This is a genomic window from Rhizobium mesoamericanum STM3625 (genome assembly GCF_000312665.1).
GTDB classification, from domain to species: domain Bacteria; phylum Pseudomonadota; class Alphaproteobacteria; order Rhizobiales; family Rhizobiaceae; genus Rhizobium; species Rhizobium mesoamericanum.
Genome location: NZ_HF536772.1, coordinates 72,185 through 86,632 on the forward strand (window position 1 = coordinate 72,185; position 14,448 = coordinate 86,632).

Sequence of the window (14,448 nt, forward strand, 5' to 3'; positions counted from 1 at the left end):
TATGGCCTCTAACATAGGATTGCCTCAGGTGAATGCCAAGGCAAACTGGACTGTTAGATAGATTTTCCGTCAATAAGACCTAAAGGCGGTTTTGGATAGGGGCGTGCTCCAAATGCAGCCGCAAGGCTTTGAGCGAAGATGAAATCAAATCGTGTCAAAAAACGGTCGAAGGGCGAAAAATAGGGCGTAACGCGGACTTTCCCCGCAACCTTAACGGAAGCCTCGTGCCCTCTCATGTCCACGATCCGGGGAGCCGTCGCAAGGGCTCGTCTGACAACACCCTTAGGCAGGTGAGTGGTCTGCGCTTCGGCTCTACCAGCAACGATGCCGATGTCCATGGGAGCTGCGTTTTCAATGAGCAACCGGCCGTCCCAGACACCGCTTGCACCGGTTGCCAGCGTCAACGGCAAGATGCCACGGTCTTCGCGACCAAGAAAAAGCCCGTCGCGCCGCAGGTCGAACACCACCCTGCCCGCAGTCATCCGGCCCGGCTCGGCCCTTCTTATGAAAGCCAGTACGTCCTCCGTCTGCTTTCGGCTAAGTGCGAACGGCTGCCCGCCAAACACTGCCGCAAGACGTGCCACGGCATAGCTGAGGATTTCAGTCTCGGCCAGAAGCCCAGCTTGAACAAGATGGCCGATCCAGGGAGAATGAAAAACAAAATACCGATCCAACCATCGCGCGGCCAAAGTGGCGATACCCGAGCGCAACTCCCCTGCCCCATCAGTATTCGCAACGATGTCACCCTCTTTAAGGCGCGACCGTATGCGGACACGCTCGTACTTCAGGTCTTCGTTGCTTGGGTCGTCGATCCAGGCCACGTGCCGTGCGCGAAGGTAATCGCGGATCGCCTCCCGTCGGCAGCCCAGCAACGGCCGGGCAATCCACAGGCGTCGGTCGAAAAGGAGGAGGTCGGCAATGCCAATGCTTGGCTGCTCCGAGCGTTCCCGTCGCATGGCGAGCGTCTCAAGCTGATCATCAGCCGTGTGCGCAGTCACGACAATGTCAGCATTCATGTTTTCGGCGGCATCGGAAAGTAACGCATAGCGGGCGTCACGTGCTGCCGCCATCATGCCGGCTTTTGGCTTCTCGCCCTGCCAAACCTTGATCAAGTGGGGAATTTCAAGCGACCTGCAGAAGGCTGCCACCTGGTGCGCCTCATCGCCAGATTCTGTCCGCAACGCATGGTCGACGGTCACGGCACAAAGCGACATTGAAGAATTGGGAGTGGCCTTCAGAGCTTCGACGAGCGCCAGAAGCAAGCCGGTTGAATCGCTTCCGCCAGAGATCGCAACAAGGATGCGTGTTGGCTTGATCAGCGAGTCAAGGAAACGTCGCACAGCCGTCTCTGGTAGAAGTGGGCCGACCGGGCACAAAACCGGAAGACCTAGCAGGCGAGACGTTTTTGCTCGCTGGCAACCTTGGTTACGACGGCACGCGAAGCCTTCGGATAACGCTTCGAGACTTCCCGCAGGGTGGCGCACGCAGTTTCCGTATTGTCGAGCGCTGCGAGCGACATGCCGAGCTTCAGCAGCATTTCCGGGGCCTTTTCAGAGTTGCCGTATTTTTTGTGTGCATCGAGGAATGTCTTGGCCGCCTCGTTGTACTTGCCCTGAGAGTAGAGCGCTTCGCCAAGCCAGAAATTGGCATCGGGTGCGCGAGCGCTGCTCGGGTACTGAGCAATATACTGGGTGAATTCCTGTTCGGCCGTGGAATAGTCGCCGGAGAGCACGTGGCCGTAGGCGGCCTTGTACTGGTCAGCTTCGCTGCCGAGCGAGGCGGTCTGCGAGGAACGGCCTGAATCGACGCCCGGAAGTGGGCCAGATCCTACCGTGGCGCTCTCGTTGACGGAGCCACCGATCGGGTTGCCGCTCTGGTCGAACTGCATCGAACCGAGCTGCTTGGGCGGCTGCCCAAGGCCACTGTTCGCCGGGACATCGGTCGAGGGAGCCGTTTCGGCCCCCTGCGGTGCTTGGATGACACGAGCAACATCATCGCCGTTGCCCTGACCTTGAACCAGAGGAGGCGCGTCGGCCTCGCTCTTCTTCATGGTTTTGGAGCTGCCACCGGCACTGCTGCCTCCGCCGCCCTTCTCCAACTGTTGGAAGCGGAATTCGTTGTCTTCCTGCGCCTTGCGGATCGTTTCCTGCATCTGCAGGAGCTGGAAGCTCATTTCCTCAATACGACCATTCAGCTGCCGCAGTTGCTCTTCAAGCTGCTGGATGCGAACTTCAGCGCCGCCGGCCTGCACATTTACAACCGGTGCCTGCGGCGGCCGCTCCGCGGCCTTGCCGCCGATCTGCCAGCCAAAAAGCGACGTCGCATTCGCCGATTGGCCCGCCACGGCCACGGCCGCGAGGCACAGCATGCCCGCAACGACAAGTTTTTTCATATGGTTCGTCCTGTCCCAGTGATTCTTCGCGCCCTTTGGCACGAACAGGAGATTTTTCCAATTACTTTCAAAAAGCAACGGAAACTGGCCAAAGTTTGTTCAAAAAGAAAAGGCGACCCGCGATGGAGCCGCCTTTCGAAATTGTAATATATCCCGGCAATTACATGCCGGCGCCACCGAGAACGGTGACGGCACGGCGGTTCTGCGACCAGCAGGAAATATCGTCGCAGACGGCGACCGGGCGTTCCTTGCCGTAGGAGATCGTCTTCATGCGCTGCGCAGGAACGCCCCGCGAAGCAAGGTAATCCTTGGTGGCGGCAGCACGACGGGCACCGAGAGCGAGGTTGTATTCGCGCGTACCACGTTCATCGGCGTGGCCTTCGATGGTGATGGCGTACTTCGGATAACGCGCGAGCCATTGCGCCTGACGATCGAGGGTCTGGGCAGCGTCCGCACGGATCGAGGTGGAGTCGGTGTCGAAGAAGATGCGGTCGCCGACGTTGACGGTGAAGTCCTGTGCCGAACCAGGCGTCGCAGCGCCGGCGCCGAGGCCGAGATCACCGGCGCTATTGGCCATGTTCTTCTTGTTGGCGCAACCGGCCAGAGCGAGACCGGCGACAAGCGCGATCATGACGGGGTTACGGGCGAAATTCTGCATGCGGCTCATTGCCGGGGTGTGAATTCGGCTCATGGCCGGTCTCCTTGCGACTTGATTAAGGTTGCCGGACTGTAACCTCGTTGGGTTAATCGGCATTCAAGAATTATGGTTAACAGGTGGTTGATTTGTCCCTCAGTCGCCCCAATCAGGGATTTTTGCGGCGACAAAAAGGCACGTCCACAGGCTTTTCTACTCAAGGAGCGGCGACCAGGCGGGGTCCGACGCGTAGGTCGGGGTCTTGATGAGCTGCTCGTTGTAACCCGTCAGATCAATCGAGTAGAGCTGCGGCCCACCGGCACCTGCGGCTTGGCGGAAGAACATAATCACGCGGCCGTTCGGCGCCCAGGTCGGACCTTCGTTGTGGAAGCCCGTGGTCAGGATGCGCTCGCCCGAACCATCCGGCTTCATCACGCCGATTGAGAATTTGCCGCCGGATTGCTTGGTGAAGGCAATGAGATCGCCGCGCGGAGACCAGACCGGCGTGGAGTAGTTGCCGTCACCGAAGGAGATGCGCGTCTGGCCGGAGCCATCAGCGTTCATGACATAGATCTGCTGGTGGCCACCGCGGTCGCTTTCGAAGACGATCCGGTTGCCGTCTGGCGAGTAGGACGGCGAGGTATCGATCGCAGCAGTGGACGTCAGGCGCGTCGTGGTGCGCGACCGCAAGTCCATCGTGTAGATGTTCGCGTTGCCTTCCTGTTGAAGACTCATGACGACCTTCTGACCGTCGGGCGAGAAGCGTGGCGAGAAAGTCATGCCGGGGAAGTTGCCGACCACCTCGCGCTGCCCCGTCTCAAGCTGCAGCAAGTAAACCCGCGGCTGCTGGTTGGCGAAGGACATATAGGTGACCTCCTGACGGTTCGGCGAAAAGCGCGGCGTCAGAACGAGGTCGCTGCCGTTCGTCAGCATGCGGACGTTGTAGCCGTCCTGGTCCATGATGGCGAGCTGGCGCTTGCGCTCCTGCTTGGTACCGGACTCCGAGACGAACACGACACGGGTATCGAAGTAGCCTTCCTCGCCGGTGATCTGCTTATAGATCGCATCGGCAATGATGTGGGCCACACGGCGCCAGTTCTCAGGCTGGGTGTAGAACTGTTGGCCCGTCATCTGCGTGCCAGCAAACGTGTCCCACAGGCGGAACTCGGCGCGAAGGCGCCCGTCGCTTTCCTGCGTCACGCGGCCGGTGACGAGTGCCTGCGCATTGATGACCTTCCAGTCCTCGAAGCGCGGAGCGGCATCCGGGTTGGATATCTTCTCGATGAAGGCGTTCTTGTCGATTGGCTTGAAAAGGCCGGAGCGCTGAAGGTCGGCGGCGACCACCTGTGAAACCTGCGCGCCCATGTCGCCCTGCAGGAAGTCGGTAATCGCGATCGGCAGGGGTTCGACATTGCCCTTGTTGATGTTGATTTCGACAAGCGCGTTGGCCGGCGTGGCGACAACCGCAGTGGTTATCATGCCAACGGCGACCATCAAGGCGCGAATGAGGGAACACTTGGTCATGAGGGCAAGCCTTTCAGCATTTTAAAGGGCTAGATCGCTAGGATCGAAGTTGACGACGACCTCGTTCCAGGCGTCGTATTTATCTTTCGGCAGGTTCGAGAATGGGGCCGACTTCATGATGGCGCGATAGGCTCCGCCTTTGAGAGCCTGGCGGGTCGAATCATTGGTGCCGCCGGTGGCTTCCACTTCCGGCTCGCCGACGATGTTGCCATCCCGGTCCAGCTTCATGGTGACCTTGATACGCACGTCAGCGGCGCCTTCCATTCCAGGAATGACAGACCAATTGCCCGCAATGGCGCTCTTAAGCGCATCCATCTCGCTCATCGAGAGCTTGGAGCCGTTGGACGCCTTTTTCGATCCGAGCGAGGCAACTTCCGTCGAGCGCTTGGCGCCACCGGACGACGGATCCTGCTTGTTCAACAAAGCCGCAATATCGTCGGCGTTGAAATCGCTCTGCTTCGAAGAGGCGGACTTCGCCTTCTCCTGCTTCTTGTCGGCCTTCTTCTTGTCCGTCGGTTTTTCGTCTGCGTTCGCCTGGTCCTCGGTCTTTTTTTCCGGGGGCTTTTCGGCCGGCTTCTGTTCCGGCGGTTTCGGCTGGGGCTTCACGACCGGAGTCGGGACCTTGTCCGGCAGCGCTTCGGCGTCCGGCTTCGGTGGCTCGGGCTGTTCCTGGGAGGTTTCCTCGGGCTTCGGCGAAGTTGGTGTCGGCGGCGTGATCTCGGGCTTTGGCGGCGTGATGGAAGCGACCTGCTTCGGCTCGACATCCGTCTCCTCCTTTATGATCTCCTTCACCTCGTTTGGCACGGGATCATTCTGCGGAAGAGGCTTTTCGGCTGCCTTCGGGGCAGCAGCGCTCTCATTGTTGCTGGGCTTGGCGTTCGGGACAGGCGGCGTCTTAAGGTCGACCTTGTTATCGCCCATGTTCTCGGCGTTCGCGACTTCGGTTGGCCTGGTGGTCGGCTTCGGAGCCGGCCTTTCACTCGGCTTGGCCGTCTTGTCGCCCTGCTGCATCTGCGTCATTTCTTCAACAGGAACGAGGTCAACGGGCATCGCCTCGAAATCCTCGACCTTGAACTGCTCCGGGGAGCCGATCGAAATCAGCGCCCAGGCAAGCAGTGCACAGTGCAGAGCCGCAGATGTGACGATACTGGCCTTCATAGCGTTCGCTATTGGTCCTTCTTCTGCTGCGTCACGAGACCGATGTTCTTGTAGCCGGCACCCTGGATGCGGGCCATGACGTCGGCGATCACGCCGTAAGGCGCGGTCGCGTCGCCGCGAACGAAGATGCGTTCATTGTAGCCCGTCGTTGCGATCGCCTCGAGCTTCGCGGCAATCTCGCCGACAGGGATCGGTGTTTCCTGCAGGAAGACCTGGCCGTCATTCTTGACGGAAATGGTGATCGGCTGCGTTTCGGAATTCAGTGCCTTGGCCTGTGTTTCCGGTAGGTCGACCGGGACGCCGACTGTCATCATCGGTGCAGCCACCATGAAGATGATCAAAAGCACGAGCATGACGTCGACGAGCGGCGTCACGTTTATTTCGGAGATGGCGCCACCCCTGTGGCCACCGCGACGACGCCCCCCGCGGCCACCGCCGCTACCGCCACCGCTTGGAGCACCCATACCCATATCGTTTACTCCGTTCCCGTCGATTACTGCGCGGCCTGACGCGGCTGCAGTTTCTCGTCGATCTGGCGCGAAAGGATGGCGGAGAATTCATCCGCGAAGCCTTCCATGCGAGCAGAAAGCTTGCCGGCATCAGCAGTGAACTTGTTGTAGGCGATAACTGCCGGAATAGCGGCAACAAGGCCGATTGCGGTGGCAAGCAGCGCTTCCGCGATACCGGGAGCAACGACCGCGAGGTTCGTTGACTTCGAGCCGGCGATCGCCTGGAACGAGGTCATGATACCGACGACCGTACCGAAGAGGCCGATGAACGGGCCAGCCGAACCGATAGTGGCAAGCGAGCCGAGACGGGCCGAAAGATACTCGGATTCACGAGCGAGCGTGACGTCCATGGCACGGTCGATGCGCATCTGCAGTCCGATCGGGGAGCGCGCACCACGTTCGAACGACTTCTTCCATTCGCGCATGGCCGAGACGAAGATCGAGGCAAGGCCTGTGTTGTTGCGTTCCGACAGCGTGCGATAAAGCTCTTCCAGCGACTGGCCCGACCAGAACACTTGCTCGAACTTGTCGAACTGTCGCCGCGCGCGGCCGTAAGCCAGATACTTGTCGATAACGATCGCCCAGGTCCAGACCGAGGCTGCGATGAGCCCCAGCATGACCAGCTTGACGACGAGGCCCGCCTGCATAAACAGCGACCAGAGGCTGACGTCGGCCGTTGCTGCTGCCAATCCTACTTGTTCCATTGATCCAAAATCCCCGAATCCAAACGCCCGGCACTTGACCGGGCGGCACAAAGTGATCTCGCAAGAAGTGTTTGGCCGCCGCCGCCTAAAGCCCTGGTCAAGCTTCCAAGCTCTTATCCGCCTTCCTTGCCGTCAAATTTGGTCAAAGGAAGGCGTGCACCGCACAAACTCTGACAATCCGAGTAAGACACTATTATGGTTAATAGTTCGTTAGCGCCGGATCATGACCGCGAAACTACGGGCAAAAGATTATCCCTTGGATTACTTGGTCAGATCTAGGTCGATGACCACAGCAGCACTTCCAGCGCACGAATTCCTTCAGACAACTCATCTCTATGCAAGACCGCAATCCCGCGTCTTGCTGGCGTTGCGATCAACCCAGGCGAATCGCCGCACGCGCAGGGTGTTGATCATAAAGCGCGCGGCAAAGGCTCACAGACCGCGGAGCGGCTTGCTGCCTTCGAGAAATTTCTCGGCGAGTGTCTCCGGCAATCGTCGCGGCCTGGCATTGGCGTTGATGACGGCGATGATCACCTTGGCGGCGATCAGCAGCGCTTCGCCGCGTCGGATCTCCTGATTGAGGACCATTTTGGCGCCGCCTGCTTTTTCGGTGTGCGTCAGCACCGTGAGGACGTCATCCATTCGTGCCGGTTGCTTGAAGTCGATCTCCATACGGTGCACAACGAAGACAAGCCCCTCATCGTCGGCATTTATGAGTTCACGCTGCTCGACGCCGAGACAACGGAGGTAGTCGGTGCGGCCGCGCTCGAGAAAGTGCAGATAACGGGCGTGGTAAACGAGGCCCGAGAAATCGGTGTCCTCGTAATAGACCCGCTGCAGGAGCCGGTGACCCGTTTCCGTGAGTTCACCCGAAATCGAAAAACCGTTGTCCGCCATAATTTTCTCCAAAGTCACGCGCCCTCTTTGGCTGAAGACTTTCCGCCTTGCAAGCATTGAACAATTGTCACGGTTCCTAAGTAATTTTTGACAGAAACAATCAAGCAGGAGACGATGCGATGAAGATTGCAGTGATGGGCGGAGACGGATTCATCGGTTGGCCCACATCATTGCATCTTTCCGACGCGGGGCACGAGATCCATATTCTCGACAACCTCTCGCGGCGGTGGATCGACACCGAACTCGGCGTGCAATCCCTGACACCGATGGATTCGATCCAGGAGCGCACGCGCATCTGGCACGCCGAAACCGGGCGGCGCATCCATTTCAACCTGATCGACCTCGCCAAGGACTATGAACTCCTGAAGAAATGGTTGGCCGAGAACCGTCCAGATGCCGTCATTCATTTCGCTGAGCAGCGTGCCGCCCCCTACTCGATGAAGAGTGACCGCCACAAGAACTACACCGTCAACAACAACGTTAATGCCACCCATAACCTCCTGAATGCACTCGTCGAACTCGAGCTCGACGCGCATCTGATCCATCTTGGCACGATGGGAGTCTACGGCTATTCGACGGTCGGGGTGGCGATCCCCGAGGGTTATCTGCCGGTTGGCATCGAGACGGCGACTGGCAAGACCGTCAGCCAGGAAATCCTGTATCCCTCTAATCCCGGCTCAATCTATCACATGACCAAATGCCTGGATCAGTTGCTCTTTCATTTCTACGCCAAGAACGACCGTCTGCGCATCACAGACCTGCACCAAGGGATCGTTTGGGGGACGCATACCGAGCAAACGCACCTGCATCCGCAGCTTGTCAATCGCTTCGATTATGACGGCGACTATGGGACCGTGCTGAACCGCTTCCTCATCCAGGCGGCGATCGGATATCCATTGACCGTCCACGGCACCGGCGGCCAGACCCGCGCCTTCATCCACATCCAGGACTCGGTGCGCTGCATCGAGCTTGCTCTAAACAACCCGCCTGCCCGTGGCGCCCGTGTCGAAATTTTCAACCAGGTGACAGAAACGCATCGGGTGCGCGATTTGGCGGAAATGATCGCCAAGATGACCGGCGCCGAAATCGCCTGGCTGCCGAACCCACGCAAGGAAGCCCTGGAAAACGAACTCATCATCAGGAACGAGAAATTCCGCAATCTCGGTCTTGATCCAATCACCCTTCATGCAGGCCTTCTGAGCGAGATCGTCGATGTCGCCAAGAAATTTGCCTATCGCGTTGACCGGTCGCGCGTGCCTGCCGTTTCCGCTTGGACGAAAGACATTGCCGCTACAATCAACCATGATCCAGAAGGCAAAAGGCTTAAGTCCGTTTCATGAGTGAGCCACGACACGCCTTTGTCACTCTCGTTACCAACGACGATTACGCCATGGGCGCCAAGGCGCTCACAGCATCGTTGCGCCGTACCGGCACTTCAGCCGATATTGTCGTCCTCTATACGGAGGGTGTTGACGACGCCAGACTTGCCCCGCTCTTACAATACGGTTGTCGCCTAAAACCGGTCGAGCATCTGCCGTTGTCGGCCGAGTTCAATGAGCGTCATGCTCGATCCAATCTGCACGCCGCGGCCCCCTTCACGAAGGGACGCAAGCCGGCATTTCACTCGCCGCTCGATAATTTCTGCAAGCTGCGCCTCTGGCAACTGATCGAATACACCAGCTGCGTCTTCATCGATGCCGATGCGATCGTGCTGCGCAACATCGACAAACTATTCCGCTATCCTGAGTTTTCCGCCGCCCCTAACGTCTATGGCTCCCTTGCGGACTTCCACCGGCTGAATTCCGGCGTCTTCGTCGCGCAGCCGTCCGAAAAGACATTCCAACGCATGCTTGAGCGACTGGATCGGCCGGCGGTGTTCTGGAAGCGGACGGACCAGACATTCCTGCAGGATTTTTTCCCGGATTGGCACGGCCTGCCGGTCTATTTCAACATGCTCCAGTATGTATGGTTCACCATGCCCCGACTTTGGGACTGGCAGAGCATTTACGTCCTGCACTACCAGTACGAAAAACCATGGGAAACGAATCACCCGAAGGCCGATAAGCTGCGGCCGCTGATCGAGCTGTGGCACGTGTTTTACGCCGGCGATAACCTGCAGGATCTATCGACAATGGCGAACCCTGAAGAGACACCATGAAGGTTTTGGTATCAGGCGGAACAGGCCTCGTCGGGCGCTATATCGTCGAAGAACTGCTCGCCGCCGGCTATACCGTGATCATCGGCGGCCGCCACGCGCCGCACCCGCGATTGTTTTCACGTCCGGTGGAGTTCGCCGCTCTCTCGCTCGATCCGGCACGCGATCATCTCGAAGCCTTCGACGAAGCCTATTTCTTTGTGCACGCCGCCTTCCACCACCTGCCCGGCAAATACCGCGGCGGCGAGGGCAACGATCCGGAAACCTTCAGGCGCTTCAACCTTGACGGCACCGTCCAGCTTTGCGAGGCAGCGAAACGCGCCGGCGCCCGGCGCTGCATCTTCATTTCCAGCCGCGCCGCCTACGGCGAGCATGCACCGGGAACCACGTTGAAAGAAGGAATGGAAGACAAGCCCGATAGCCTCTACGGTGAAGTCAAGCGGGATGCCGAACGCAGCCTCGCGCATCTTGCGGCGCCTGGTTTCGCAACGGTCAGCCTGCGATTGACGGGCGTCTACGGCAACCTTCGGCCCAACAAATGGGATAAGCTAATCGACGATTACCTCGCCGGTCGTCCCTTGCCTTCACGTGCCGGAACCGAGGTCCATGGAAGGGACGTCGGCAGGGCCGTGCGGCTGATGCTTGAGGCAGACGCCGCGCGCATCTCCGGCGAGACCTTCAATGTCTCCGATATCACACTGGATACCTGGGACATCCTGGAACATATTCGCTGGGAACGCGATTGCGTGAACAGGCTTCCGCTTCCTGCTGATAAGTCAAAGCTTACGCCGATGGATACGGCGAAAATCCGCGCTCTCGGTTGGTCGCCAGGCGGCATGCCGTTGTTCAATGAGACTATCAACACGCTTGCTAGCGGCATATAGATGGTACGGATAACGCACAGGCACACGCAAGCCTGAAGTTTCAGATAGCGGGTATCTGCCCCGAAGATCACAAGTCGATGGAATAGTTCAAGGCCATGTTGCGAGAGGACCGGCAGATAACGCCCAAGCCGATGCGCAACCTGTGCAAAAGACAGGCCAGCAGACGCGCAACCGCACATGCGCTTGATGGTAAGGCCCGAGCCAAACCAATCAGCATCACGATTTGACCTGATCGGTTCAGGCGGACGGTTAAAGGTCGCATTGTCCCGTTGAAATGGCCAGCCAGACCATTATCGTCTGATGAAGGCAACGTGATGGACCGCATGACCCCGAAGGAACTAAAAGCCGAAATGCGTACTGGCCGGCTCGCGCTGCGCGACGCGATCCCGCAAGACACGCGCATCGAGATGAGCCTGGCCATGGCCGAGCATGCCGGCGAAGCCGTCGCATTCGAACCTGGCACAATCGTGTCCGGGTTTCTGCCGATCCGCTCCGAGGCCGACATCCGGCCGCTCATGGCGCGGTTCCAGGCGCGTGGAGCACGGCTTTGCGTGCCCGCAATCCTTGACAAGCAGACGATCGTCTTTCGCGAGCTCGTGCGCGGCGTGCCGTTGGTGAGCACAGGCTTCGGCACATCTGGTCCCCCGGCGGACGCTGCTGTCCTCGACCCGGAAATCATGTTGGTGCCGCTCTCCGCCTTCGACAATCGCGGCCACCGCATCGGTTATGGCGCCGGGTATTATGACCGCGCCATCGAGAGTTTGCGGCAAAAAGGCCTGCATCCCAAGCTGATCGGCATTGCATTCGACTGCCAGGAAGTGGCACATGTGCCCGACGAGCCGCACGATGTCAGTCTGGACGCCCTTCTGACGGAAAGCGGCCTGCGCTTTTTTGCCTCTTGGATTGGATAGCAATGCGACTGCTTTTTCTGGGTGACATTGTGGGTAAGACCGGACGCACCGCCGTCTGGAACCGCCTCCCCGGCCTTATTTCTGACCTGAAGCTCGATTTCGTCGTTGTCAACGGCGAGAACGCCGCCGGCGGCTTCGGCATCACCGAGGATATCTTCCTCGAGACGATCAACGCCGGCGCCGACGTGGTGACGACGGGCAACCACGTCTGGGATCAGAAGGAAGCGGTCGCGTTCGCCGGACGTCACGACCAGTTCCTGCGACCCGCGAACTACCCGCAGGGCACGCCGGGTCGCGGCTCCGGCCTTTTTTATGCCCGTAACGGCGCACGCGTGCTGGTCGCAAATGTCATGGGCCGCGTCTTCATGCATCCCGAACTCGATGACCCCTTCAAATCCGCCGAAGCGATCCTAGATGCTTGCCCGCTTAAGGAGCAGGCGGATGCGATTATCTTCGACTTCCACGCCGAAGCGACCAGCGAGAAACAATGCTTCGGCCATTTCGTCGACGGCCGCGCCAGCCTGGTCGTCGGCACACATACCCATGTCCCGACCGCCGATCATCAGATCCTGAACGGCGGCACGGCCTACATGTCGGACGCCGGCATGTGCGGCGACTACGATTCCTCACTCGGGATGGACAAGGAGGAGCCGCTGAACCGCTTCATCTCCAAGATGCCGAAAGGCCGCATGGAGGCGGCGACTGGTCCCGCCACCGTTTGTGGCGTGGCCGTAGAAATATCCGATGCAACCGGGCTCGCTGAAAAGATCGCTCCGCTGCGCCTCGGACCTCGGCTCGCCGAAACCCTTCCGACATTCTGGCGCTAACGTAGGCAGGCGCCTTCCATGACGCAAAAGTGAGCAGCGGCTCCGGATTTCAACTGGACCGCTGCGGCGCCTTGCCACATCCTCCCGAACCTACGCATGAGAGCGGTGGAGGAAGTGGCATGGAGCCGCGTTTTCTTGTCTACGCAATCGCCTGCCTGATAGTCTCGACGGCCGCGCAGGCAGCTGTCGCCCAGGAGGAGCAAAGACACGTCAGCCAGTGCCAGGCTATCGCCCAATCGATACCGCAAGCAACCTTTGCCAGTTTTACAGTTCCAGCGCCGATCATCGGTGCGGGAGCCACCAACCAGTCAGTTACGCTGACCTACATCGGACACTCCACCTTCCTCATTGAAACGCCGGGCGGCGTAACGATCGCAACCGACTATAGCGGCTGGTACTCGCCACCACGGGTGCCGATGGTCGTCACCATGAACCGCGCGCACTCATCGCACTATAGTTTGGTGACCGACCCGGCCATCAAATACGTGTTACATGGATGGAGCGACGTACCGGGCGAGAAGGCCAAGATCGATCTCGTCGTTGGCGACACCTACATCCGCAATGTCACCACGGATATCAGGGGCGGCTTCGGCGCGCCGCAGCAGGATGGGAACTCGATCTTCATATTCGAGGTGGCTGGTCTCTGCATCGGTCACCTTGGCCATCTGCATTACGAATTAACGGATGCCCACTACATCGAGATCGGCAGGCTGGACATCGTAATGGTTCCTGTAGATGGTGGCCTGACGATGGGCTCCGACAGTATGAGCCGCGTCATCAAGCGCCTGCGCGCTTCCCTGATCCTGCCGATGCATCAGCCGAGGCCACTGCAAAGCTTCCTGTCGATGTTCGGACCCGATTTCGACATCAGCTACGCGCCGACCAACACAATTTCGGTATCACTGCGCACCTTGCCGAAAAAGCCGCTGATCTATGTCGCGAAAGGTATGCAGTAAAACACCCGATTACCCGCCCTTTCGACAGGATTGCCAATGGAATTGCCCCCGGAATCACGCGCTGTCGGCGATCGAAAAAAAATACCATCGATCCGTCGTTCTATTATTGACTTGGAGCGTCTCGTCGAACCAGGAGCGGCGGCTCGGGACGATTACTTGCGCAGGCATCTGCACTGGAGGGCTGCCGTTTAGCGCTTATGTTGTAAGGCACCCGCCTCACGGATCGACAGATCCAAGATGGGGCTGCATCTGCCGTTAAGGACAGCGCCAGTGCCTTTAGTGCAAAGTTAGGTTATGATCGCGCCGCGTTTAGTTCTCAAGCGAACTGCAAATGCTGCCTAATGCCGACCTCGGGTGTCTTGTCATCGTCGAGATTGGCTTTGGCAATCTCCCAGCCGAACTTCAGCTTGCTGCCCGTTGAGACCCAAATCTCGGCATCGTCGACGTGCATTGCAAGCATCGTCAGCTTTGGATCCTTTTTCCCGTCTTCGTACCAAGCGGCGACGATGGAGTTCCAATACTCGTCGATCTTGGATGGGTCGGGCCGCACGTCGATCTTGCCAGCCAGACAGGCGTGGTAGTCGTGATCCTTACCAATGACGCAGAAATGTGCCCGCGTGCCGGGCTTAATGGCGCGCGCGATCCCTGCGTCTGACTTGGTATAGAACCAGATGGTGTTGGTCTTCGGGTCGGCATGCGGAGCCATCGGCTGCATATGCATATCCACACCGTCTATCCCCAGCATACCGGCGTAAACGTCGTTGACCTGATCCCAGAGTTGGCGTGCCGGGTGTTCCCGCGCCTCGTTGAAACTAGCCATAGCACTTCCTTCCGTTTCGAGGGTCCGTACTTTGAAACGTCAACTTTCGGGCTTTGTTCCCCAATTCCGGATGCGAT

Annotated in this window: 15 protein-coding genes; 6 read left to right on the forward strand and 9 right to left on the reverse strand. The window is 59.0% G+C overall.

Going from position 1 to position 14,448, the window contains the following annotated elements:
• Nucleotides 1-53: 53 nt before the first annotated feature.
• The 8 genes from tilS to ybgC form a co-directional block, all read right to left on the reverse strand.
• Nucleotides 54-1,340 (reverse strand): tRNA lysidine(34) synthetase TilS, encoded by a 1,287-nt coding sequence (tilS, locus tag BN77_RS00425; protein ID WP_007527297.1) that lies wholly within the window; start codon nucleotides 1,338-1,340, stop codon nucleotides 54-56.
• A 47-nt stretch (nucleotides 1,341-1,387) separates the two neighbouring features.
• Nucleotides 1,388-2,392 carry a tol-pal system protein YbgF gene (gene ybgF, locus BN77_RS00430; RefSeq protein WP_007527300.1) on the reverse strand — a complete coding sequence of 335 codons (1,005 nt, stop codon included), beginning with the start codon at nucleotides 2,390-2,392 and terminating at the stop codon, nucleotides 1,388-1,390.
• A 160-nt stretch (nucleotides 2,393-2,552) separates the two neighbouring features.
• A complete protein-coding gene (gene pal / locus BN77_RS00435; RefSeq protein ID WP_007527302.1) occupies nucleotides 2,553-3,083 on the reverse strand; it encodes a peptidoglycan-associated lipoprotein Pal in 531 nt (176 codons plus the stop codon).
• A 156-nt stretch (nucleotides 3,084-3,239) separates the two neighbouring features.
• Nucleotides 3,240-4,550: a Tol-Pal system beta propeller repeat protein TolB gene (gene tolB, locus BN77_RS00440; RefSeq protein WP_007527305.1), complete on the reverse strand. Its 1,311-nt coding sequence runs from the start codon at nucleotides 4,548-4,550 to the stop codon at nucleotides 3,240-3,242.
• Between the two features lie 21 nt (nucleotides 4,551-4,571).
• On the reverse strand, nucleotides 4,572-5,708 hold the full coding sequence (locus BN77_RS00445; RefSeq protein ID WP_007527307.1) for a hypothetical protein: 1,137 nt from the start codon (nucleotides 5,706-5,708) through the stop codon (nucleotides 4,572-4,574).
• A gap of 8 nt (nucleotides 5,709-5,716) precedes the next feature.
• Nucleotides 5,717-6,172 carry a protein TolR gene (gene tolR / locus BN77_RS00450; RefSeq protein ID WP_208856448.1) on the reverse strand — a complete coding sequence of 152 codons (456 nt, stop codon included), beginning with the start codon at nucleotides 6,170-6,172 and terminating at the stop codon, nucleotides 5,717-5,719.
• Nucleotides 6,173-6,201: 29 nt separating this feature from the next.
• Nucleotides 6,202-6,921, reverse strand: coding sequence for a protein TolQ (tolQ, locus tag BN77_RS00455; protein WP_028749424.1), 720 nt, complete (start codon nucleotides 6,919-6,921; stop codon nucleotides 6,202-6,204).
• 432 nt (nucleotides 6,922-7,353) lie between these two features.
• Nucleotides 7,354-7,818, reverse strand: a complete 465-nt coding sequence (gene ybgC / locus BN77_RS00460) for a tol-pal system-associated acyl-CoA thioesterase (RefSeq protein WP_007527312.1) — start codon at nucleotides 7,816-7,818, stop codon at nucleotides 7,354-7,356.
• Between the two features lie 119 nt (nucleotides 7,819-7,937).
• Here ybgC and BN77_RS00465 point away from each other — a divergent pair, with 119 nt between their 5' ends.
• The 6 genes from BN77_RS00465 (at nucleotide 7,938) to BN77_RS00490 (ending at nucleotide 13,551) form a co-directional block, all read left to right on the forward strand.
• Entirely contained in the window at nucleotides 7,938-9,158 is a 1,221-nt protein-coding gene (locus BN77_RS00465) for an NAD-dependent epimerase/dehydratase family protein (protein WP_007527314.1), read from the forward strand.
• Complete coding sequence (locus tag BN77_RS00470) at nucleotides 9,155-9,976, forward strand: glycosyltransferase (protein WP_007527316.1); 822 nt, start codon at nucleotides 9,155-9,157, stop codon at nucleotides 9,974-9,976. Before BN77_RS00465 ends, BN77_RS00470 begins: the two co-directional genes overlap by 4 nt.
• A complete protein-coding gene (locus tag BN77_RS00475) occupies nucleotides 9,973-10,857 on the forward strand; it encodes an NAD-dependent epimerase/dehydratase family protein (RefSeq protein ID WP_007527317.1) in 885 nt (294 codons plus the stop codon). The genes BN77_RS00470 and BN77_RS00475 overlap by 4 nt, the downstream gene beginning before the upstream one ends.
• Before the next feature lie 323 nt (nucleotides 10,858-11,180).
• Complete coding sequence (locus BN77_RS00480) at nucleotides 11,181-11,768, forward strand: 5-formyltetrahydrofolate cyclo-ligase (protein WP_040677484.1); 588 nt, start codon at nucleotides 11,181-11,183, stop codon at nucleotides 11,766-11,768.
• A gap of 2 nt (nucleotides 11,769-11,770) precedes the next feature.
• A complete protein-coding gene (locus BN77_RS00485; RefSeq protein WP_007527321.1) occupies nucleotides 11,771-12,595 on the forward strand; it encodes a TIGR00282 family metallophosphoesterase in 825 nt (274 codons plus the stop codon).
• Nucleotides 12,596-12,714: 119 nt separating this feature from the next.
• Complete coding sequence (locus BN77_RS00490; protein WP_007527324.1) at nucleotides 12,715-13,551, forward strand: MBL fold metallo-hydrolase; 837 nt, start codon at nucleotides 12,715-12,717, stop codon at nucleotides 13,549-13,551.
• Nucleotides 13,552-13,867: 316 nt separating this feature from the next.
• Here the strand turns inward: BN77_RS00490 and BN77_RS00495 are convergent, their stop codons facing one another.
• Nucleotides 13,868-14,371: a pyridoxamine 5'-phosphate oxidase family protein gene (locus BN77_RS00495; protein ID WP_007527326.1), complete on the reverse strand. Its 504-nt coding sequence runs from the start codon at nucleotides 14,369-14,371 to the stop codon at nucleotides 13,868-13,870.
• Between the last annotated feature and the right edge of the window lie 77 nt (nucleotides 14,372-14,448).